Source organism: Bradyrhizobium sp. AUGA SZCCT0431, assembly GCF_018131065.1.
Taxonomy (GTDB): Bacteria; Pseudomonadota; Alphaproteobacteria; order Rhizobiales; family Xanthobacteraceae; genus Bradyrhizobium.
Genome location: NZ_JAFCLR010000008.1, coordinates 162,628 through 183,537 on the forward strand (window position 1 = coordinate 162,628; position 20,910 = coordinate 183,537).

Here is a 20,910-nt window from a genome sequence, read left to right on the forward strand (position 1 = left end):
AAGCGCCCAAAAATTTTGAATGGGTGCGCGATCTTAAGGTTGCCTTTCGCGCGCGGGAGCAGAAATGTCCGATATCGGCGTTGCCGAAATTCCCGTCGACGAGGAAGAACGCCCGCTGCCGCCACCGCCGCCGCCGGCGAAGAACGCGCTGGTCGACGGTCCGATCCTGCGCACGCTGTTGTGGCTGGCCTGGCCCAACGTCATTGCACTCACGGCCGGCACCTGCGTGGTGATCGCCGAGACCTCCTATATCGGCCGGTTAGGGGTGGAATCGCTGGCCGCGATGGCGCTGGTGTTTCCCTGCGTGATCCTGACCATGACGATGTCGGGCGGCGCCATGGGCGGCGGCGTCGCGTCCGCGATCGCGCGCGCGCTCGGCGCCGGCGACACCGAGCGGGCGTCGGTGCTCGCCGCGCATGCCTTGCTGATCGGTCTCTGCTTCGGGCTCGTCTTCATGCTGGGCATGCTGATCTTCGGTCCGAAGCTGCTCGAGTTGCTCGGCGGCCGCGGCAACGTGCTGGCGCAGGCGATCGGCTACACGCAGATATTTTTCGGCGGCGCCGTCGTGCCATGGCTGATGAACACGATGGCCGGCATCCTGCGCGGCACCGGCAACATGAAACTGCCGTCGCTGCTGATGCTGATTTCCGCCGGCTGTCAGATCATCCTTGGCGGCACGCTCGGTCTCGGCCTCGGGCCGATTCCGCAATTCGGCATGCGCGGCGTCGCTGCCGGCTCGCTGATCGCCTACCTGGTCAGCATCTCCGTGATGACGTGGTATCTGTTTTCCGGCCGCGCGCGCGTCGTTCCCAAGATCGTCGGCCTGCGGATTCGCTGGGCGATGTTCATCGACATTCTCAAGGTCGGCGCCATCGCCTGCTTCTCGCCGCTGCAGTCGGTGCTGACGATCAGCATCTTCACTTACATGCTGGCAAGTTTCGGCACCGAAATCCTGGCCGGTTACGGCATCGGCGCGCGGCTCGAATTCATGCTGACGTCGATCGCATTCGCGGTCGGCATCGCGACCGTGCCGATGGTCGGCATGGCGATCGGCGCGAAGCGCATCGCGCGGGCCCGCAGGATCTGCTGGATCGCAGGCGGCGTGGCCTTTGTCGGGGTCGGCGCGTTGGCGACCTTGATCGCGATCTTCCCCGACATCTGGGTCAATCTCTTCACCGACAATGCGGGCGTGCGCGCCGCAAGCCGGCAGTATCTGTCTACGGCGGCGCCGATGTATGCGTTCCTCGGTCTTGCCACGACCTGCTATTTTTCATCGCAGGGCGCGGCCAAGGTGCTTGGCCCCGTGCTGGCGCAGACCGCGCGGCTGGTGTTCATCGGCATCGGCGGCTGGTGGCTGTCGACGCACAATGCCACCGCCACGGACTACTTCATGCTGACGGCCGCATCGATGATGCTGCTCGGCCTGCTGTCCTGCGTAAGCGTGATCCTGACGCGGTGGGGACCGAAACACGCTCCCCTTGCCAAGGCTCGCCCGGCGCTGTCTTGAACGACTGTCATTCCGGGGCGATGCGAAGCATCGAACCCGGAATCTCGAGATTCCCCGGTGCGCAATTGCGCACCTGAGGTCTGGTCCTTCGGACCATCCCGGAATGACGGATTCCTACCGTCGCCGATGCTTTCGGCCGTGACGGCTGCCGCCCATATTGGCCATGCGCATCAGCTGCGGAATCATGCCCATCATCTCGCCGCCGCCGGCGCCGCCGAGCATGCCCATGATGTCGCCGCCGCCCATGCCGCCCATGCCACCCATGTTGACGCCATAGCCGTCGGCCATGCCGCCGCCATAGCCGCCACCGAAGCCGCCGGGGATTCCACCGCCGCCCATCATGCCACCAAAACCACCGCCGCCACCTTCCATCATGCGGCCCATCATCGGGCCCATGGTCTGCATCATCATGCCGAAGCGGCGCTTGCCCATCTTCGCCTTCATCATTTCCAGCATCGGCGCCATCTGCGTCATCATGTCGTCGCCGCCACCTCCACCGCCACCGAAGCCGGCGAATTGCGCCTTCGCCGGCGTCGTCGTCAGGGCAAACAGCAGCAGCAGCGTGGCCGCCTGACACACAACCTTGTCAGCTCCAGTCATGGTTCGACCTCCCAATGCGCCGCGGCCCGCGGAGGCGGTGCCATCCGGGCGCAAATGGTGACGCTAGGAGCGGACGAAAGGCTGATCTGTGCGACAGATCACGGTAACCGGCGTCGGGCAGTGAACTCGCTATTGACACGCCAGCTCGCGCCGTTGTCCGCGGAGATCTCGCCGCGCCAGAGGAACGAGTTCGGTGTGATCTCGGAAAAACTCCAGCGCATCAACTGGCCGTCCGGCCGCGTACCGAGCTGCACGATGTCACGGCCTTCAGCACGCCCGATCATCTGCAGAAAACTTCGCGCCACCGGATCGGTCCACTGGATCCGCCAGGCATCGATATCGGGATCGTAGACCCGCAGCGTCGTGCCATAGGAATTGATCTTGGCGGTGGCGTCGCCGTGGCGCCCGTCGCCACGCGGCGGCACGATCCAGACATCCTGTATCGCGCGCCCCTCCAGCGCCCAGCCGAAATGCCATTCGCCGGCGCGGCGGCGCTCGCGGCCGTCGTCGGAGAATTGCCTGACGTCGAGATCCCAGGAACCGATGAAGCGTCCGTAGAGATCCATCTTGCCGGCGCGGTCGGCTGAGGGACCGACCGCGCCGAGCGCTTCGAGAAACGCGGAAATCATGCCGCGGCTTTCCCAAGCGCCTTCCGCATCGCCAGCGCCGCCTGATCCATCTGCGCGTTCATGTAAGGCGCGATTTCATGTGGCAGCACGTCGACGGTCCAGGCCAGCCGGCTGCGGCCGTCGCCTTCCGCGGTCACCTGCACCGAGGCGCTGTGCTGTTTGATCCGTTCGCTGATGACGGCATAGACCAGCCGCCGCCGTGCATCGTCGCAATCGACCAAAAGTTCGCGCGCCACCGTGCCGTTGGAAAACGTCACGATCCGCGCGTCGCCGTCGAGGCGGGTGTCGAGCACGAAGCCGGGCACCAGCCGCGTATGCAACGCCCCGAAATCGCGCACCGCGTCCCAGACGTCATTGGGATTGGCGTCGATGATGATGTCCTTGTGGATGGAAGCCATGGTTGTTTCCTCTGATAGTTGGGGGAGCCGTCATTGCCTGCGACAAACGCAAAGCGTTTGCGCAAGGGAGCGAAGCGACGAAGCAATCCACACTCTCCGTTATGCCGAACGATGGATTGCTTCGCTTCGCTCGCAATGACGGCGAGGGAGGGGTGAAGAGCCCCTACGTGCAAACCGCCTCGACATTGTTGCCATCAGGATCGATCAAAAACGCCGCGTAGTAAGTCGGGCTGTAATCCGCCCGCGCGCCCGCGCCGCCATTGTCGCGGCCGCCGGCCTTCAGGCCTTCAGTGTGGAATTTCTTGATCGCGCCATGATCCGGGGCGCGGAACGCGACATGCGCGCCGGTGCTGCCAGCGCCCTTGTGCAGATGCAGCCAGAGCGCGGGTTCGCCCTTGGGGCCGAAGCCGGCGCCGGAATCATCGCGCGAGCACAGCACAAAGCCGAGGGGCGCGAGCGCTGCCGTATAGAAGCGCACACTGGCGTCGAGATTTCCGACGCGTAATCCGATGTGGTCGTACATGGTGTTCTCCAGTCAAAACCGCGCGGGAATGCCGCGCAACCTGGAGAAACCCTAGCTAGTGGAGGGCAAGCCGTTCTTGGAGAATCTTGCGCTTCCCCCGTGAGGCCTGGCGGAACCGCAGCGGCGAGGCGCCGGCGGCGCGGTGGAACGTGCGCACGAAATTGGAGAGGTCGCCGAAGCCGACGTCATAGGCGATAGCGGTGATCGGGCTATCGTCATCGGCCAGCCGCCGCGCCGCATGGCGCAGCCGCGAGCGCAGCAGATATTGATGCGGGGTGACGCCGACCACGTTCGAGAACAGCCGCAGGAAATGGAACGGGCTGATGCCGGCTTGCGCGGCGGCATCTTCCAGGTCGATTTCGCGGTGCGAATTGGCATCGATCCACAGCGCGGTTTCCACCGCGCGGCGGCGGTCGCGGGCGGCGTCGGGACCAGCCTTGCGCGGCTTGCCGGAGACCACCTCGATAAAGCGGCTGGCGAACACCTGCCCGATCTCGTCGAGGCCGATGTCGCTGCTGCCATCTGCCGCCGCTTGCGCCAGCTCGCCGAGCACCATCAGTTCCGGCAGCGGCGGCGCCGAGCCGATCTGCCAGATATCCCTGGCTTCGCTGATCGCATCCACCAGTTCCGGCCCCAGGAAGAACGACAGGCATTCGTCGCCGCAGACGTGATCATGGGTGCAGGTATATTCGTCGCCGGGATGGCCGATCAACACCGACCCCGCCACCAATTCACTGAACTTGCCACGGCAGTGCAGGCCGAAACTGCCCTTGCGGACATAGGAAATCGAGTGACAGCGGTGCTGTTCCGCGAATGGCTTATCGCCGGGTCCCGCGCTGCAGCGGAAATCGGACACCGAAATGGATTTGCGTTCCAGGAGCGTGGTTGCGGCCATCCCGCAAATTTAGGTAGGCGGGCGTGGCGGCGCAACCGGCAGCAGCACGTCAAACAGGGTCTTGCTGGCGGTCGGGTGGGTGCCCTCGATCGACAGCAGCCGGCGCTTGGAAATGGCGCCGCCGTTCGGCGAGATCTTGTCGGCATAGTGCCCGGCCTCGAGCACGCGATGGCAGGGCACGATGACCATGAAGGGGTTGCGGGCGATCGCCTGCGCCACCGAATACACCGCGCCCGAGGCGCGCAGCGCACTTGCGACCTCGGCATAAATGCGGGTCTCGCCGCGCGGGATGGTGCGGGCGATCTGATAGACGCGCTGGTTGAAGGCGGGAATCCCGGTCATGTCGAGCGCGACATCGGAAAGGTCGCTGGAGCCGCCGCGCAGCAACGCCACGATGCCTTCTATCGCGATGGCGACATTCTCCGGCGGGCGAAGTTCGCGGGCGTCGGGATAAAGCTGGAACAGCCGCCGTCTGGTGTCGATCTCGCGGGCTTCCGGGAGTTGCACGCCCATAACGCCGAGCTCGCCCCATGCGATCCCGCACCGGCCGATTCCCGTGTCAAAAATGCTGTAGCCACGCCCCGCCATACGCCATCAACCCCGGCAGGATCATAACACCGTCATCAAAGCGCGCATCTGGAATCTTTGTAACCCGTTAAGGGCCTGGGGCGGGGAGACGCGGGTACCGCTTGGCGGAACGCCCGGGGTCGGCTAATCAGGGGGAGCGCAAATGCGTTCGCGGGCGTAGTTCAATGGTAGAACGGCAGCTTCCCAAGCTGCATACGAGGGTTCGATTCCCTTCGCCCGCTCCATGCCCCGTTGGTTAGATGCGCAGGTCGGTCTAGTTAGTTCCAACGGGTTCGCGCAAGGCGCGGCCCGATGACAGGCCCCGGCGTAACCCGCCGATGAATGCGATGATAGCGGATTGCGTACGCTGCTAACTGATCCGTCTACTGGCTAGCTGAAACGTGAGGGACACATGCGCGCATTCCTGACGGCTCTTTCCATAACTGCACTGTTCTCATGCTCTGCTGTCGCGGGGCCAAAGGAAGATGCCCTGGCTATCCTCGACAAGTGGACCAAGGCGTTTGCAGCTTCGGACGTGGACGCAATCGTCGCTCTCCACGCTCCTGACGCGCTTTTCATGGGCACCGGCAGCAAGACGGTGGTGACGGATACAGCGGCCATTCGCAAATACTTCGAGGATGCGATTCTGACCAGGCGGCCGCGCGCAGCCCCCATGAGTTCTTCAGAGGTGATGGTCCTGTCGGACACCGCCGTCGTAGTCACCGGATTGAACGAGTCTACGGGAGTCCTGGACGGCAAGCCGTTCAGTAATCCAGGCCGCGTGACGTTCGTAATCGCCAAGCGTGGGCCGGAATGGCAGATTGTCCACTTTCATCGATCCGCGATGCCCCGGTAAGAATGCGCACGCCAACGGCCTATCTTTCGCCCTCAATCCCGCGTACAACGGCTTCGTCGCAAGACGATGGCGCTGAAACTCTGAATGGACTGCGGGCAGACCCGGGGGCAGTACCCGGCGCCTCCACCTTAGCAGCTTGAGCTTAAAGGTCTCATTTGCAGCATGATCCGGAAAAGTGGGTTCCGGTTTTCCCTCGACAAACGCGAAGCGTTTGCTCGGAGATCATGCTCCACATGAGATCGATTCTGCCGCAAGGCAAAATCCCTGGGCTGCTATGGCGGGGGCGAACCAGGATCGATGGTCGCAAAGAAGTTCGGAATTGTGCTCGGCATGATACCGCCGTTATCGGGTCAAAAACCTAAATGCAAACGATAACGTTGCATTGAACGAAGTGCGCCTCGCGGCGTAACCTGTTCGGGGTTGGTCCACCTGGCAACAGAACGGCCATGGCCGCGTCAACCTTCGGGTTGGCGCGGCTTTTATTTGTGAACCGGCATTTGTGAACCGGGCTTGCGTAGCGCGCGACTACAATCACAACCGTTATCGTGCTAAATATTCGTGCCGCGAGATGGAGGTGAACGCGTTGACCCAGGCCATCGCTGCCGACAACACCTCCCGCAACAATTTGCTGATGGTCGCCGCCGGCGGTCTGCTGTCGGGCCTGTTGACGCCGCTCACGCCGCAACTGATCGACAAGTTCAGCGGCGGTTCCGGCAATCTGCGCATGGCGCTGGTGGCGGTGCCGTTTGCGGTGCTCGTCTTCTTCGTGGTCCGGCGCTGCAGCGCCAATCCGGTTTGGGCGGCACTGCTTGCCAGCATTGTCACCATGGTCGCTTTTGTCTGCGCGGTGAACGCCGCAATCTTCATCGATGCGCAGGCCTATGGCGCCTCCAAGATCATGCGCAATGTCCTGGCGGGCCTCGCGGGCGGTTTCGTCGGTGCGGGTGTGATGGCGCTGGCGATCGCGCTGCTGCCGGCCGGGCCGCGCGATGCGGCGTTATGGATGCGGATGCTGCTGACGGGCACGCTGGCCGGTACGCTGATGGCGGTCGACAGCGCGCTCGATCTCGATCTCACCTCGGTGCTCTATCCGGTCTGGCAGGCGGCGGTCGCGGTGCGGCTCGCGATGGTGCTGCAGCGAGGGACGTCGGCCTGACGAGGTTGCCGCCTACGGCGCGATCGTCAGCACCGCCTTCATGTTGGGATGGAAGCGGCAGTAATACTCGACCGTGCCGGCCTTCTTCAGCACCGACGTCACGGTCTTCTTCGGCGGCATGGCGACATCGAAATCGCCGTTTCGCGCGGTGGCGGTGTGGGCGAAGATATCCTTGTTGATCCATTCGATGGTGTCGCCGACCTTGGCGGTTACCTGCGCCGGCGACACCACGAGATCGTCCATCACGATCTGGATGGTTGCGGCATGCGCCGGGACGGCAATTGCGCCCGCTATCAGGGCGGCCACGACAAGAAACGCGCGTCTCGGCAGCATGGCAGTCTCCCTTACTTCAGGCCGGCGGCGACGTGTTCGGCGTGCTGCTGGTGGCCCTGAAAGAGCTTCAGGCCGGTCTGCAGCAGGCTCTTCAGTTCGGCATTGCTGGCTGACGGGATCAACAGTGTCTCCAGCGCGCCATTGACCGCCTTGTGGTAGGCGACCTCGTTGGCGACATAGGCCTTGTCGTACTCGGCGCCCTTTAGCTTGGCGAGTTCGGCCAGCTTGTCAGCCGCCTGCTTCGACAGTGTCTTGCTGGTGTCGTTATCCTCGGGCGTCACCTTCAGCTTTTTGACGAGGTCGAGCGCCTGCTTGTTCACGGCTTCATGGTCGCGCACCATGCCTTCCGCGAACGCCTTGACGTCCTTGTTGCTGGCCTTGGTGATCGCCTGCTTGGCGGCGGCGATGTCGATGACGCCTGCGGTGTAGGCGATGTGCGCGATCTGCGGGTCGGTGGGCTTGGCGCCCTGCGCCAGCGCGGCGCCGCCCAAGAGGCTCAACGCGGCAATGGCTGCGCTCAATCGAACGAACATGGTTTGACACTCCTGTGGCGCCGGCCGCGAGCGGCCGGCTTTCAAGTTGATTGCACAGGAGTTGGATGGCGCTGGTGGCCGGAGGTTCCCAAAAAAATCAGATAAAGCCGAGCCGGTTCAGCACGGCACCGGTGAGCCGTTCGCAGCGCCTGCCGGCAAACGGAAACGCGTCCATCACGACGGGGCCGATCTTCTTCTCGACGTTGTCGCGCAGCATGACGCGGGCGCGATGCAACCTCGTCTTCACGGTCACAGGATTGAGCCCCAGAATCTCGGCGGTCTCCTCGACATTCATGCCCTCGATCACCCGGGTGATGAAGACGAGCCGGAACGGTTCCGGCAATTCGTCGATGGCGTGTTCGACGACATGCTGAATTTCACGTTGGGCCATGGATTTTTCCGGGTCGTCTGCGGCCGCGCGGGGAAACTGGATGATCTGGGCTTCGAGCACGCCCTGCGGCAATGACGACAACTCCACGCCCGGCCGCTGCCGGCGCAATCGTCCCAGCGCCTCGTTCATGGCAATCCGCGCCAGCCAGGTCGCCAGGCTGGAATCGCCGCGAAAACTCTCCAGATGCGTGAAGGCGCGGACGTAAGTCTCCTGCACGACGTCCTCGGCCTCGCCATCATTGCGCAGGATGCCACGGGCGAGCCGGTAGAGCCGGCGGTTGTTCGCCTGCATGATGGCGCGAGCCGCGGTCTCGTCGCGGGCCAGCGCCCGGCGGATCAGGTCGAGGTCACCAGTGTCGACGGGCGGAATATGAGGCGTGTGGGCCTGACGCATGATGGTTCCACCAATAGCATTGTATTGGGGTTGGATGCGGCAAGGGCCAAGAGGTTCCCGAAATAATTTGGAGCGCGTCGGCGGCTACCTGGGATTACCCAAGCAGCCGCACAGCTTTTCGCTCACGCGTTCGCCGGCACCTGATCGAGGAAGCCGGTGATGCTGCGGATGCGGCCGTCGCTCAGCACGGCGAAATCCGTGCCCTTGATCGGGCTGTCGGCGCCGTCAGGGCCGAGGCCCCAACAGAAGCGGACGTGGTCGCCGTAACCATTGGGCTCGCCGATCAGCTTGAATTTGAAATCCGGAAAGCGTTGCTGCACGCCTGCGATCAGCGCATCGACGCCGTCATGGCCATCGCCGCTCATCAGGGGGTCGACATAGCGGGCGTCTTTGGCCCAGTTTTGGCTAAGGATCTCGCGGCGCCGGGCCGGGGTTCGCTCGTTCCACAAGTCGATGTAACGGTTGGCAATGGTCTGTGCGTCGGTCATGGGGCTCTCCTTCGTTGCGGCCGAATGAATCGGCTGGCCTGTTATCGAAGGTTTGCGCGCGTGTTTCGATTACCTCAGAGGTCAAGGAAACGCGGTCAATAAGATGCGGATAAAAAGGAAAGATACGGCGCGAGGGCAGGCAAGCCCTCGCGCCGCGAAAAATCACTTCGCCGCAACCACCATGATCTCGACGTTGTATTGCGGGGACGCCAATTTGGCCTCGACCGTGGCGCGCGCCGGGGTGTTGCCCGCCGACACCCAGCCGTCCCACACCGCATTCATTTCCGGGAAGGTTTTCATGTCGGTGATGTAGATCGTGGCCGACAGAAGCTTCGACTTGTCGGTGCCGGCTTTGGCGAGATGGCCGTCGATGGTCTTGAGCACGTCCTGCGTCTGCTTGGTCACGCTTTCGCCGGCTGCATTGTTGGCGACGACGCCCGCGAGATAGACGGTGTTGCCGTGGACGACGACCTGGCTCATGCGCGGGCCGGTTTCGAAACGCTGGACTGACATGGTGTTCTCCGTTTTTTAAAGTGGCGCGCCTCCTTAGCGCGCCGGGGCGCGATCGGCTACTGCGTTCTGCTCAGGGGAGCATCCGCAAATTGTCACGTATCGGGGAATCTATTTAAAAAAGCCGGGTTGGTTTGGCTTTGCGCGGAATGCCGCGGGCGACCGACGATATTGCACGGAGTGCAATTGTCTGATTGCAACGCAAAAAGTGATGTGATCGATGGTGGAGGATCGGATCGATGTCCGCATCGGAATCTTCATGACGATTGAGCCAGCGATACTTTGCGTTGCCGCGACCGGAATCTTCGTGATCGGCTTCATGAAGGGCGCTTTCGGCGGCGGCTTCGCGATCATCGGCATTCCGCTGCTGGCCCTGGTGATGGACCCGATCGATGCGGGCACGATGCTCGCCCCGCTGTTCGTGGCGATGGATGTCTTCGCGCTGCGCTACTGGAAGCCGGCGACGTGGTCGAAGCCGGACCTCTCGATTTTGTTGCCGGGTCTTCTGGTCGGTATCGGCGTCGGCTTCTTCGTGCTCAGGGATCTCGACCGCCACGCGGTCGAAATCGTGATGGCGCTTATCACCCTGGTGTTTGCCGGCTTGTGGCTACGGGGCGGCGCCGGCGTCTCGGTGCGGCCGCGTTCGCCGGCCGCGGCGCTGCTGGCCGGCGGCGCGTCGGGCGTGACGACGATGGTTGCCCATTCCGGCGGCCCGCCACTGGCGATGTACCTGCTGCCGCTCGGGCTCTCCAAACAGATGTATGCCGGCACGACGAGCATGTTCTTCACCGTCGGTAATCTCATCAAGGTCGGGCCCTGGCTGCTGATTGGGCATCTCTCGCAAGGCCTGGTGACGATGATGCTGCTTGGCATACCCGTCGCCTTTGCCGGCGTCTGGACCGGTTGGCGGTTGCATCAGCGCCTCGACCAGGTGCAGCTCTACCGCGCCTGCTACGCGCTGCTTGTCGTTACGGCGTTGAAATTGCTGTGGGACGGTGTCGCCGGATATGCGCGGTGAGTTCTACCGGCGATCAGCCCACTGGTTCGCCGCTTAGGTCACTTATTTTTCGAACGCGTCATACACCAGCGCCTTGAAGGCCGGGGTGATGCGTGAGCGTTCCAGCTGGGTCTGCTCCATGAGGATGTAGACCATGTCCAGTTTGGGATCGACGCCGAAGTATGTTCCGCTGCCGCTGTCCCATTTCAGTTCGCCGATCGAGCCTGCCGGCGGCGGCTTTGCAATTCCCGGTTCGACACGAACCGCAAGGCCATAACCGTAGCCAAAACCATCGCCGGGAAAATAATAATAATCCCGCCCGACGCCTGAGCCCGGTCCGATCTGGTCTGACGTCATCTGCTTGAATGCGGCCGGGCTGAGATACTGCTTGCCGTCGAGCTTTCCGCCGCCCAGCAGCATTTGCGCAAAGCGCGCGTAATCCGTGATGGTCGAGAGCAGGCCGCCGCCGCCCGATTCCCATTCGGGGTGCCTGCGCCGTTCCTCTCCCGAGAGCCGCAGGACGGTATCGCCCGGCAGCGGCTCGGCCATGCGCGCTGCTTCAGCCGCGCCCTGCAGCACGAACTTCGTGCTGGTCATGCCAAGCGGATCGAGGATGCGCTCTTTCAGGAACTGATACAGCGATTTGCCGGAGACGATTTCGATGACGCGCCCGAGAACGTCGGTGGAGTGGCCGTAGCGCCAGAGTGTGCCGGGCTGCCTCGCCAGCGGCAGTCGGGCAATGCGCTCGGCAAACTCCGCGTTGTTGAAATGTCCCTCAAAGATGTTGGCGTCCGTATATGCCTTCATGATCAATTCGCTGCCGATGTATTCATAGGTGATGCCCGATGTATGCCGGAGCAGGTCCTCGATCGTCACCGGCCGGTTCGGCGGCACGAGTTGCAGGATCGGGTTGCCGTCCTTCGGTTTGAATTCCACACCGACTTTCGTGTCGGCAAATGCGGGAATGTATCGGGACACCGGATCGGCCAGCGCCAATTTTCCTTCGTCGATCAGCATCATCGCCGCCACGCTGGTGATCGGCTTGGTCATCGAGTGGATGGCAAAGATCGTGTCCGGCGTCATCGGCAGCTTGGTGGCGACGTCCCGGACACCGAAGCTCTTGAGATAGAGCGGCTTCCCATGTTGCTGGATCAGCACGACCGCACCGGGAAGCTTCCCGGTCGTCACTTCATTTTCGAAATATTGCGACAGTCGTTCGAGTTTGGCGGTCGATGGCGCTGGGGCGTTGGCCTGGGCGCGAGCCGGCGCGCCGCTGCCGGCCACTGCCAAGCTTGCCGCGAGCAGTATCCGTATGATTTTCGGCATCAAAACGACAACCCCGGCAACGGGTTCCTTACTTTGCATGGGGTTGTTTTCGCGGTTTTGTTTCCGGGTCCTTCCGCTTTGGTCTGCTTGCCCTGTCATCCCACCGCCTTCGCCGCCGCGCGTCCCGCATTCCGTCCCGAGAATAAACAGCCGCCGAGGAACGTGCCCTCCAGCGAGCGGTAGCCGTGCACGCCGCCGCCGCCGAAACCGGCGGCTTCGCCGACGGCGTACAGCCCCTTGATGATGTCGCCGCCCGTGCCGAACACGCGGGAATCGAGATCAGTCTCGAAGCCGCCGAGCGTCTTGCGGGTCAGGATATTGAGCTTCACCGCGATCAGCGGGCCATGCTCGGGGTCGAGGATGCGATGCGGTTTGGCGGTGCGGATCAGTTTGTCGCCGATATAGCGCCGCGCATTGTGGATGTTCATCACCTGCGCGTCCTTGACGTAGGGATTGGTCATCTCGCGGTCGCGCGCCTCGATCTGGCGCTTGATGTGATCGAGCTGCAGCAGATTGTCGCCGCTGAGCGCGTTCATGGCGCTGACGAGGTCGGCGAGATTATCGCGCACGATGAAGTCGGCGCCTTTTTGTTTGAACGCTTCCACCGGCGCCGGTGCGCCCTTGTTGGTGGCGCGCTTGATGGTCATGCGCCAGCTCTTGCCGGTGAGGTCAGGGTTCTGTTCCGAGCCGGAGAGCGCGAACTCCTTCTTGATGATGCTCTGGGTCAGGATGAACCAGGAATAATCGTAACCCGTCGACATGATGTAGTGCAGCTGGCCGAGCGTGTCGGAGCCGGGAAACAGCGGCGCGGGCAACCGTTTTCCCGTGGCGTCGAACCACAGCGATGACGGGCCGGGCAGGATGCGAATGCCGTGGCGCGGCCAGATCGGCGACCAGTTGCGGATGCCCTCGACGTAATGCCACATCCGGTCGCGGTTGATCAGCCGCGCGCCGGCAGCCTCGGTGATCCCGATCATCCTGCCGTCGACATGTTCGGGCACGCCGGAGATCATGAATTTCGGCGGTTCGCCGAGGCGCTTCGGCCAGTTCTGCCGGACCAGATCATGATTGCCGCCGATGCCGCCGGAGGCAACGATCACCGCCTGGGCGCGAAAGCTAAAATCGCCGGTGACCTGGCGCGAGCTGCTCTGGCCGCGTTCGACATTGGTGGGTTCGAGGATCGACCCGCTGACGCCCTCGACCGTGCCGTTGGTGATACTGAGCGCATCGACGCGGTGGCGGAACTTGAAAGTCAGCCGGCCGTTCTTTTGCGCCTCGCGGGCGCGCCGTTCGAACGGCTCGACGATGCCCGGGCCGGTGCCCCAGGTGACATGAAAGCGCGGCACCGAATTGCCGTGCCCCATCGCGTCATAGCCGCCGCGTTCGGCCCAGCCGACCACGGGAAAAATACGGTGGCCCATCGCGCGCAGCCAGTCGCGCTTCTCGCCGGCGGCGAACGCGACATAGGCTTCCGCCCACTTCTTTGGCCAGAGATCCTCGTCGCGGTCGAAGCCCGCGGTGCCGATCCAGTCCTGCAGCGCCAGATCGTAGCTGTCCTTGATGCGGAGCCGGCGCTGTTCGGGGCTGTCGACCAGGAACAAGCCGCCGAACGACCAGAACGCCTGACCGCCAAGGCTTTGTTCGCCCTCCTGGTCGATCACGATGACGCGCTTGCCGGCGTCGGCGATTTCGCATGCCGCGACCAGCCCGGCCAGGCCGCCGCCGACCACGATTACGTCTGCGTCCTCTGCCATCATGTCCTCCCCAGCCCAGAGCCCCTTTCCGATTGAATCGGAAAGGGGCTCTGTTTGTTGTTTTGACGCGTTTTCTTCACGCGAACCGGTGCCCACTTCGCTGGAAAACGCTCTGATGTTGATTCAAGCCACGCGATCCAACGCGGTCAACGGCAAATGCCGCTTGCCTGTGGCGAAGCTGCCACCGTGAAAATGTTAACTTGTTCCAGTTTGGGACCTTTTCGCGCTTCGGGTGCAGCGCGACTGCAACACTTAATTTGAATTTGTTTTGAGCAGCTCCAGCCGCCTAGACAAAATCACGGTCTCGAACGACGCTCGCGAAGTCTTGCATCACTAAGACAATCAGATTCGGGTTCGGACGTTTCAGGACTGGGGCTGGGATATGAAGCTGGTGACGGGGGTGCTTGCGGCGGTGCTGCTGCTGGCAGGGGTTGTATCTGGTCAGGCGGTGGTCCGGATCGCCGACGATCGAGGCGGCCGGATCGGTACCTATGTCGATAAATACCAGGGCCTGCGGAGTTCCGGCGAGATGGTCATCATCGACGGCCTGTGCGCCTCGGCCTGCACCATCGTTCTCGGCGCCGTTCCCCACGACAGGATCTGCGTCACCTCGCACGCCAATCTCGGTTTCCATGCCGCCTGGGATTTCGGCGCCAACGGCCGGGCGATCACCAACGCCGAAGCCACCCAGATGCTGTATTCGATGTACCCGACGCCAATCCGGCGCTGGATCGCCCAGCGCGGCGGCTTGACCCAGCGCATGATCTTCCTGCGCGGCAAGCAGTTGCAGGCGATGTTCAAGCCCTGCTATCTCGACGCCCAGGCGTCCGCGATCAAGCCGGTGTCTCGCTGAGATCCCTAGCGTCGCACTGCGATCGCCCCGGCATCTCGCTGAGATCGCCCGGCGTCGCGCTGAAACAGCAGATATCCCTCCGCATGACGTGATCGGCCGCGCGGCCATGGCGCTTGCCTGGCCCTGGAACTGGCCCTATCTGAACCCCATGGTTCAGCCGATTACCACCCAGCATGGGATGATCGCGGCACCCCGGCCGCAGGGCAGGGTGGCGTCCGCGATCGTCTGGGGCGCCGCCAGCCTCGGCGGGCTGGCCGTATGCGGCGCCGCGGCGCTCTGGTTCCACTACGGGACCACGGTGTTTTTTGAAATGATCGCCGCCGGTATTTCGGCCTGCTTCTGATCCGGACATAGGGAATTTTTGCATGGACCGGAGCATCCGACCGCTGGTGATTGTCGCATCCTTTGCCGTCAGCCTGCTGGTTGGCCTCCTGATCATGCTGTGGGCGCTCGGTGGCCTGCGCACCGTCACGGCGCCGGCCGCGATCGGCGGGCCGTTTCAACTGACCGACCAGGCCGGCCAGACCGTGACCGACAAGGATCTCAAGGGCCGGCCGACGCTGATCTTCTTTGGCTTCACCCATTGCCCCGATGTGTGCCCGACCGCGCTGTTCGAGATTTCCGAAGTGCTGAAGGCGATGGGCAAGGACGCCGACCGGGTCAACGCCTTTTTCGTCTCGGTCGATCCGGAGCGCGACACCGCGGCCGCGATGAAGGAATATCTCTCCAGCTTCGACCCGCATCTGAAGGGGCTGACGGGCAACCCCGAGGCGGTGTCCAAGGTGCTGTCGGCCTACCGGGTTTATTCCAAGAAGGTCCCGCTCAAGGACGGCGATTACACCATGGACCACACCGCGCTGATCTATTTGATGGATCGCGACGGCCGCTTCGTCTCGCCGTTCAACCTGAAACGGACGCCCCAGGAAGCTGCGACCGATCTGAAGAAATATCTCTGAGCCGTACCAAAGCCCCGCAAAACGGCCTCGCATCGGATGCCGGATGGTCTATAAGGCCATCCAATTCCACAACAAAACGCCGGCAATGCCCCACCAGCCAGCCTTGTTACAAAGCGCCAGATTGCCAAAATCCGTCCGCAGCCTGCTGACCGGGATGTCGATCGCGGCTGCGCTAGCCATTGTGCTGCCCGGTGAGGCGTCCGCACAAGCCGCGCCCCGGCCCGCGGTCGAGGCGGCGCCGCAGGCGGTGCCTGGCTTCTGGGACCCAAGGCGGCGTCCGGACCGGCCCGATTTGTCGCGCCTGACCGTGATCCGGTTCCTGACCGAGACCGACTATCCGCCGTTCAACTTCACCGGCCCCGACGGCAATCCGGCCGGCTTCAACGTCGATCTGGCGCGCGCGCTGTGCGACGAGATCAAGGTCACCTGCACCATCCAGATGCGCCGGTTCGAGACCCTGATCGACGCCATCACCAGCAACCGCGGCGACGCCATCATCGCGTCGATGGCGGTGACGCCGCAATTGCGCGCCCGCATCGATTTCACCGACCCCTATTACCGCGCGCCGGCGCGCTTCGTGTCGCGGCGCGACGCCGTGATGCCGGAGGTGCGTCCCGAATATCTCGAAGGCAAGAAAATCGGCGCCATCGCCGGCACTTCGCATGAGGCCTATCTGAAGGCGATGTTCACCGACGCCGAGATCAAATCGTACCCCAATGACGAAGCGCTGCGGCTGGCCCTGCGGCGAAGCGAAGTCGATTTCATCTTCGGCGACGCAATCGCGCTGGCGTTCTGGATCAACGGCACCGATTCAGCCGAATGCTGCGCCTTCTCGGGCGGGCCGTTCGTCGAGAGCCGCTATTTCGGCGAGGGCATCGGCATCGCGGTCCGCAAGGGCAACGATCTGCTGCGGCAGTCGCTGAACTGGGCGCTGTTCCGGCTCTGGGAAAAAGGCCGCTACACCGATTTGTGGCTGCGCTATTTTTCGATCAGTCCATTCTAGGACTGCCAACCATCAGCCGTCATTGCGAGGAGCGAAGCGACGAAGCAATCCACTCTTTCCTTGTTGCCCCATGGATTGCTTCGCTTCGCTCGCAATGACGGCTATATTTCCCGTTTCTCGGCCCTTCGGAGAAAGCTCGTCTAAATGTCCACCATCGACCTTGCCGCTAACCCGAGCGATTTGCGCGCGCTCGCCGAACAATCCAACGCCTGGCCGTTCGAGCAGGCGAAAGCGATTGTCGCGCGGCTGAAAAAGAACCCGAAGGACGAGGTGCTGTTCGAGACCGGCTACGGCCCGTCGGGGCTGCCGCATATCGGCACCTTCGGCGAGGTCGCGCGCACCACCATGGTGCGCCATGCCTTTCGCGTGCTGACCGAGGACAAGATCAAGACGCGGCTGCTGGCGTTTTCCGACGACATGGACGGCCTGCGCAAGGTGCCGGACAACGTCCCCAATCGCGACATGATGGCGGCTCATCTCGGCAAGCCGCTGACGCGCGTGCCGGATCCGTTCTCGAACGAACACCCTTCGTTCGGCGCCGCCAACAACGCGCGGCTGCGCGCGTTCCTCGATCATTTCGGCTTCGACTACGAGTTTGCCAGCTCGACCGATTACTACACATCGGGCCGCTTCGACGCGACGCTGCTCAAGATGCTCGCCGCCTACGACAAGGTCATGGCGATCATCCTGCCGACGCTGGGGCCGGACCGCCGTGCGACCTATTCACCGTTCCTGCCCATCAGCAAGACATCAGGCGTCGTGCTGCAGGTGCCGATGATCCGCCGCGACATTGCCGCCGGCACGATCACGTATGTCGACCCGGACAGCGGCGAGGAGGTCGAAACCCCGGTCACGGGGGGCAATGTGAAGTGTCAGTGGAAGGCCGACTGGGCGATGCGCTGGGTCGCGCTCGGCGTCGACTACGAGATGGCCGGCAAGGATCTGATCGACTCGGTGAAGCTCTCGGGCCAGATCACCCGGGCGCTCGGCGCCTCGCCGCCGGAAGGCTTCAATTACGAACTCTTCCTCGATGAGCAGGGCCAGAAGATTTCCAAGTCGAAGGGCAACGGGCTCACCATCGACGAATGGCTGCGCTACGCGTCGCCGGAATCGCTGTCGCTGTTCATGTACCGCGAGCCGAAGGCGGCGAAGCGGCTGCATTTCGACGTGATCCCGCGCAATGTCGATGACTACCAGCAATTCCTCGACGGCTTGCCGCGGCAGGATGCCAAGCAGCAGCTGCAAAATCCGGTCTGGCACATCCATGCCGGCCAGCCGCCGAAGGCCGACATGCCGGTCACGTTCCAGCTGTTGCTGACGCTGGTATCGTCGTCGAATGCGGAGAACGCCGAAACGCTGTGGGGTTTTATTGGACGCTATCGTCCCGGCGTGACGCCGCAGACGCATCCGAAGCTCGACGCGTTGGTCGGCTACGCCATCAATTATTATCGCGACTTCGTGGCGCCGACGAAAAAGTTCCGTGAGCCGACCGACGGCGAACGCGTCGCGTTGCAGGATCTGCGCGACGCGCTGTCGCAATTGCCGGCGACATCAACGGCGGAAGAGATCCAGAACGTGGTCTACGAGATCGGCCGCCGCGAGCCGTTCCTCGATCTCGTCAAGAAGGGCAAGGATGGCAGGCCGGGCGTCTCGCTCGACTGGTTCAACATGCTCTATCAGGTGCTGCTCGGCCAGGAAAAAGGCCCGCGCTTCGGCTCGTTCGTCGCGGTGTATGGTCTGGCCAACGCCGTGGCGATGATCGACGGCGCGCTGGCGCGGAGCGCGTAGGGATCGTCGCCCGGCCTTGAGCCGGGGCCCATAGCCACCGTCGCCAGTTGGTTTAGATGGTCTTCACCATTCGTGCCAAAAAACACCGCCGCGGCGTATGGCTCCCGGCGTTCGCCGGGACGACGTTGGAGTTGGGCTTCGCATCGTATCCCACCGCGTCAGTCAGCGCCGCAAATCCAGATAGCAGGTCCGCCGCAATTTCAACCGCAGCCTGCACCGAATTGCGCTACACTATCCGCCATCAAGCCCCCGTCGAGGGGCGGGCAACATTGGGAGCAGACGTATGCAGTTGGTTTCGCCGAACATGCTCAATGACAGCAGCGCCGAGGAATGGCAGGCGCGGGTCGATCTGGCGGCCGCGCATCGCCTCGCCTTCAACCAGGGTTTTTCCGAAGGCATCTTCAACCATCTGACCTACACGGTGCCGGGCCGCAGCGACCGCTACTACCAGATCCCGTTCGGCATGCATTGGTCCGAGGTGACGGCCTCGTCTTTCATGGAAGTCGGCATCGATGACGGCGAGGTCAAGCGCGGCGAGGGCGAGGTCGAGCGCTCCTGCTATTGCATCCACGCCCCGATCCACAAGGCGCTGCCGCAGGCCAAAGCGGTGTTTCACACCCACATGCCCTATGCCAGCGCGCTGACGCGCCTCGACGATCCGCGCATCAAGGAGATCGGCCAGACCGAGGTCGGCCTGTCCGGCGCCATCGCCTATGACGACGAATATACCGGCCCGGCCGTCGATCCCGCCGAGGGCGCCCGCCTTGCGAAGGTGATCGGCGATAAGCAGGTGCTGTTCATGGCCAATCACGGCATCTCGACGGTCGGGGCGACCGTCGCCGAGGCCTACGACATGCTCTATTACGTCGAGCGCGCCGCACAGGTGCAGATCTACGCGATGTGGACCGGGCAGAAGCTGAAGCAGCTTCCCGCGCCCGTGGTGGAGAAGACCCAGCGCGAATACAAGGATGAGCGTCTCTACAAGGGACCCACCCCGGCACAGCGGCACTTCGATGCGTTGAAGCGCATGCTTGATCGCAAGGAGCCGGATTACGCGACGTAGGTGTTGCTGTCGTCCCGGCGAAGGCCGGGACCCACACGCCGCGGCTTCTCGGTTGGAGAAGGCTGTTCGACGATTTGTGCGCGACCACTAACGCTGGTGGTTATGGGTCCCGGCCTTCGCCGGGACGACACGATGATGCGGAGCCGATCAATCCGCAGCAGCCCGCACCCGATCCGCAAACGCGTACCAAACCTCCGGCCGCCAGCTTCCGTTCGCCGCGCCCGACGTGGAGGGCAGGATCCAGATTCGTGTATCGGCGATCCGCTCAGCCTGCTCGCCGTAATGGCGCTTGCCGCCGAGAAACCCCTGTCCGGCCGCCTTGCTCGTGAACGCCAGGAATTTCGGCCGGAATGCCGCAACCGAATTGCTCAGGCGAGATCGCGCATCCATTCGCAGTTCGGATAACGGGATCTGGTGATCCATTCCCGAGTGCGTCTTCACGAGATCAGTGAGTCCGATCCGATGCTGCAGCAGATCGCGGTACTGGTGCGGCTGCAGCAGCGCCGGCGTCAGCCCGGTCTCGTAGAGAATCTTCCAGAACTTGTTCTGCTTGTGCGCGTAGTAAGCCTTGGCTTTGGCTGATGCCGTCCCCGCAGCCATCCCGCACAGAACGATGTGAAGGGAGTCTTCCAGCACATCCTGCAGGATATCCGGAGCCGGGGACAACCCTACTGACTCGCCCACACGATCCGCGCGATCCATTCGACGTCGTCGGCGTCGAGCGCGCGGTCGGCCTGCGCCGGGTTGAGCGATTGCAGTTCCAGCGTCCTGGTGGTGCGGCGCTTCAATTCCTTCACCATCACCTCGCCTTCGCTCGTCTTCACCACCACGCGGTCGCCGCGCCGGATCGGTGTGCCCGGCGAGACCACGATGATGTCGCCGTCGCGGTAGGCGGGCTTCATCGAATCGCCGGATATTTCCAGCGCGTAGGCGTGCTCGTCGCCCGCGGCGGGCAGGGCCACCTCATCCCAGCCCTTGCCGGCGGGAAAACCGCTGTCGTCGAAATGGCCGCCGCTGCCGGCTTGGGCGAGGCCGAGCATCGGCACTGATTGCTGGCTGCGCGCGCCGTCGCCGATCAGCTGCACGAACGTGTCGATCGAGGAATTGGTGGCGGCCAGCGCCTTGGAGACCGATTCGGTCGAGGGCCAGCGTTCGCGGCCGTCGCCCGTGATGCGTTTGGATTTGTTGAAGGTGGTGGGGTCGAGGCCGGAGCGCTTGGCGAGGCCCGAGGGCGACAGCCCGGCGCGCTCGGCGAGCCGGTCGAGCGCGGTCCAGACCTGGCCGTGGGTGAGAATGCGGGCTTTGGTTGGCTTGGCCATTGGGATCACTCAAAGACGGGTTTAGGAATTATTGCCTGAAACGCGAGATTTCCGCAAATTCCATGCTGGCCG

25 protein-coding genes, 1 tRNA gene and 1 other RNA gene are annotated in these 20,910 nt (G+C 63.3%); 12 read left to right on the forward strand and 15 right to left on the reverse strand.

Translation table 11 applies throughout. From position 1 onward, the window contains the following. The first annotated feature begins 64 nt into the window (after positions 1 to 64). On the forward strand, positions 65 to 1,507 hold the full coding sequence (locus tag JQ567_RS09895) for an MATE family efflux transporter (RefSeq protein WP_212438631.1): 1,443 nt from the start codon (positions 65 to 67) through the stop codon (positions 1,505 to 1,507). A 114-nt stretch (positions 1,508 to 1,621) separates the two neighbouring features. On the opposite strand, the gene JQ567_RS09900 is transcribed toward JQ567_RS09895, so the two are convergent. From JQ567_RS09900 to JQ567_RS09925, 6 genes are all read right to left on the reverse strand, one after another. After that, positions 1,622 to 2,107, reverse strand: a complete 486-nt coding sequence (locus tag JQ567_RS09900) for a hypothetical protein (RefSeq protein WP_212438632.1) — start codon at positions 2,105 to 2,107, stop codon at positions 1,622 to 1,624. Between the two features lie 98 nt (positions 2,108 to 2,205). Next, entirely contained in the window at positions 2,206 to 2,736 is a 531-nt protein-coding gene (locus JQ567_RS09905) for a hypothetical protein (RefSeq protein ID WP_212438633.1), read from the reverse strand. Beyond that, entirely contained in the window at positions 2,733 to 3,134 is a 402-nt protein-coding gene (locus tag JQ567_RS09910) for an SRPBCC family protein (protein WP_212438634.1), read from the reverse strand. Before JQ567_RS09910 ends, JQ567_RS09905 begins: the two co-directional genes overlap by 4 nt. Before the next feature lie 163 nt (positions 3,135 to 3,297). Further along, positions 3,298 to 3,657: a VOC family protein gene (locus tag JQ567_RS09915; protein WP_212438635.1), complete on the reverse strand. Its 360-nt coding sequence runs from the start codon at positions 3,655 to 3,657 to the stop codon at positions 3,298 to 3,300. Between the two features lie 55 nt (positions 3,658 to 3,712). Beyond that, the gene (locus tag JQ567_RS09920) at positions 3,713 to 4,552 is read right to left on the reverse strand and encodes an AraC family transcriptional regulator (protein WP_212438636.1); all 840 of its coding nucleotides are present in this window, start codon (positions 4,550 to 4,552) and stop codon (positions 3,713 to 3,715) included. 9 nt (positions 4,553 to 4,561) lie between these two features. Then, positions 4,562 to 5,140: a methylated-DNA--[protein]-cysteine S-methyltransferase gene (locus tag JQ567_RS09925; protein WP_212438637.1), complete on the reverse strand. Its 579-nt coding sequence runs from the start codon at positions 5,138 to 5,140 to the stop codon at positions 4,562 to 4,564. A gap of 150 nt (positions 5,141 to 5,290) precedes the next feature. Between JQ567_RS09925 and JQ567_RS09930 the strand changes: the two genes are divergently transcribed. The 4 genes from JQ567_RS09930 (at position 5,291) to JQ567_RS09945 (ending at position 7,131) form a co-directional block, all read left to right on the forward strand. Then, a tRNA-Gly gene (locus JQ567_RS09930) sits at positions 5,291 to 5,364 on the forward strand. 167 nt (positions 5,365 to 5,531) lie between these two features. Next, positions 5,532 to 5,975, forward strand: a complete 444-nt coding sequence (locus JQ567_RS09935; RefSeq protein WP_212438638.1) for a nuclear transport factor 2 family protein — start codon at positions 5,532 to 5,534, stop codon at positions 5,973 to 5,975. A 16-nt stretch (positions 5,976 to 5,991) separates the two neighbouring features. Next, positions 5,992 to 6,427: a transfer-messenger RNA gene (gene ssrA / locus JQ567_RS09940) on the forward strand. A gap of 122 nt (positions 6,428 to 6,549) precedes the next feature. Next, positions 6,550 to 7,131, forward strand: a complete 582-nt coding sequence (locus JQ567_RS09945) for a hypothetical protein (RefSeq protein WP_212438639.1) — start codon at positions 6,550 to 6,552, stop codon at positions 7,129 to 7,131. Between the two features lie 12 nt (positions 7,132 to 7,143). Here the strand turns inward: JQ567_RS09945 and JQ567_RS09950 are convergent, their stop codons facing one another. The 5 genes from JQ567_RS09950 to JQ567_RS09970 all read right to left on the reverse strand — a co-directional run bounded on the left by JQ567_RS09950 (position 7,144) and on the right by JQ567_RS09970 (position 9,782). Next, positions 7,144 to 7,464 (reverse strand): cupredoxin domain-containing protein, encoded by a 321-nt coding sequence (locus tag JQ567_RS09950; RefSeq protein ID WP_212438640.1) that lies wholly within the window; start codon positions 7,462 to 7,464, stop codon positions 7,144 to 7,146. Positions 7,465 to 7,475: 11 nt separating this feature from the next. Continuing rightward, entirely contained in the window at positions 7,476 to 7,997 is a 522-nt protein-coding gene (locus tag JQ567_RS09955; protein WP_212438641.1) for a DUF4142 domain-containing protein, read from the reverse strand. A 97-nt stretch (positions 7,998 to 8,094) separates the two neighbouring features. Continuing rightward, positions 8,095 to 8,781 (reverse strand): RNA polymerase sigma factor, encoded by a 687-nt coding sequence (locus tag JQ567_RS09960; RefSeq protein WP_212438642.1) that lies wholly within the window; start codon positions 8,779 to 8,781, stop codon positions 8,095 to 8,097. Positions 8,782 to 8,903: 122 nt separating this feature from the next. Further along, the gene (locus tag JQ567_RS09965; protein WP_212438643.1) at positions 8,904 to 9,269 is read right to left on the reverse strand and encodes a nuclear transport factor 2 family protein; all 366 of its coding nucleotides are present in this window, start codon (positions 9,267 to 9,269) and stop codon (positions 8,904 to 8,906) included. Positions 9,270 to 9,431: 162 nt separating this feature from the next. Beyond that, entirely contained in the window at positions 9,432 to 9,782 is a 351-nt protein-coding gene (locus tag JQ567_RS09970) for a RidA family protein (protein WP_192735438.1), read from the reverse strand. Between the two features lie 256 nt (positions 9,783 to 10,038). On the opposite strand from JQ567_RS09970, the gene JQ567_RS09975 reads away from it, so the two are divergent. After that, positions 10,039 to 10,797, forward strand: coding sequence for a sulfite exporter TauE/SafE family protein (locus tag JQ567_RS09975; RefSeq protein ID WP_212438644.1), 759 nt, complete (start codon positions 10,039 to 10,041; stop codon positions 10,795 to 10,797). Between the two features lie 42 nt (positions 10,798 to 10,839). Here the strand turns inward: JQ567_RS09975 and JQ567_RS09980 are convergent, their stop codons facing one another. Both JQ567_RS09980 and JQ567_RS09985 read right to left on the reverse strand, forming a co-directional pair. Further along, positions 10,840 to 12,102, reverse strand: coding sequence for a serine hydrolase (locus tag JQ567_RS09980; RefSeq protein WP_212438645.1), 1,263 nt, complete (start codon positions 12,100 to 12,102; stop codon positions 10,840 to 10,842). Between the two features lie 95 nt (positions 12,103 to 12,197). Beyond that, entirely contained in the window at positions 12,198 to 13,856 is a 1,659-nt protein-coding gene (locus JQ567_RS09985; protein ID WP_212438646.1) for an FAD-binding dehydrogenase, read from the reverse strand. 382 nt (positions 13,857 to 14,238) lie between these two features. On the opposite strand from JQ567_RS09985, the gene JQ567_RS09990 reads away from it, so the two are divergent. The 6 genes from JQ567_RS09990 (at position 14,239) to JQ567_RS10015 (ending at position 19,519) form a co-directional block, all read left to right on the forward strand. Next, a complete protein-coding gene (locus JQ567_RS09990) occupies positions 14,239 to 14,709 on the forward strand; it encodes a hypothetical protein (protein ID WP_212438647.1) in 471 nt (156 codons plus the stop codon). A gap of 106 nt (positions 14,710 to 14,815) precedes the next feature. After that, positions 14,816 to 15,052, forward strand: coding sequence for a hypothetical protein (locus JQ567_RS09995; protein WP_249165383.1), 237 nt, complete (start codon positions 14,816 to 14,818; stop codon positions 15,050 to 15,052). A gap of 22 nt (positions 15,053 to 15,074) precedes the next feature. Then, a complete protein-coding gene (locus tag JQ567_RS10000) occupies positions 15,075 to 15,665 on the forward strand; it encodes an SCO family protein (RefSeq protein WP_212036736.1) in 591 nt (196 codons plus the stop codon). 85 nt (positions 15,666 to 15,750) lie between these two features. Further along, positions 15,751 to 16,668, forward strand: a complete 918-nt coding sequence (locus JQ567_RS10005) for a transporter substrate-binding domain-containing protein (protein ID WP_212438648.1) — start codon at positions 15,751 to 15,753, stop codon at positions 16,666 to 16,668. A 144-nt stretch (positions 16,669 to 16,812) separates the two neighbouring features. Next, complete coding sequence (locus JQ567_RS10010; protein ID WP_212438649.1) at positions 16,813 to 18,456, forward strand: lysine--tRNA ligase; 1,644 nt, start codon at positions 16,813 to 16,815, stop codon at positions 18,454 to 18,456. A 283-nt stretch (positions 18,457 to 18,739) separates the two neighbouring features. Continuing rightward, the gene (locus tag JQ567_RS10015) at positions 18,740 to 19,519 is read left to right on the forward strand and encodes a class II aldolase/adducin family protein (RefSeq protein WP_212265310.1); all 780 of its coding nucleotides are present in this window, start codon (positions 18,740 to 18,742) and stop codon (positions 19,517 to 19,519) included. Positions 19,520 to 19,666: 147 nt separating this feature from the next. Here the strand turns inward: JQ567_RS10015 and JQ567_RS10020 are convergent, their stop codons facing one another. Next, positions 19,667 to 20,185, reverse strand: a complete 519-nt coding sequence (locus JQ567_RS10020; protein WP_212438650.1) for a mismatch-specific DNA-glycosylase — start codon at positions 20,183 to 20,185, stop codon at positions 19,667 to 19,669. Between the two features lie 2 nt (positions 20,186 to 20,187). After that, the gene (locus tag JQ567_RS10025) at positions 20,188 to 20,838 is read right to left on the reverse strand and encodes a helix-turn-helix transcriptional regulator (RefSeq protein ID WP_212438651.1); all 651 of its coding nucleotides are present in this window, start codon (positions 20,836 to 20,838) and stop codon (positions 20,188 to 20,190) included. Positions 20,839 to 20,910: the final 72 nt, after the last annotated feature.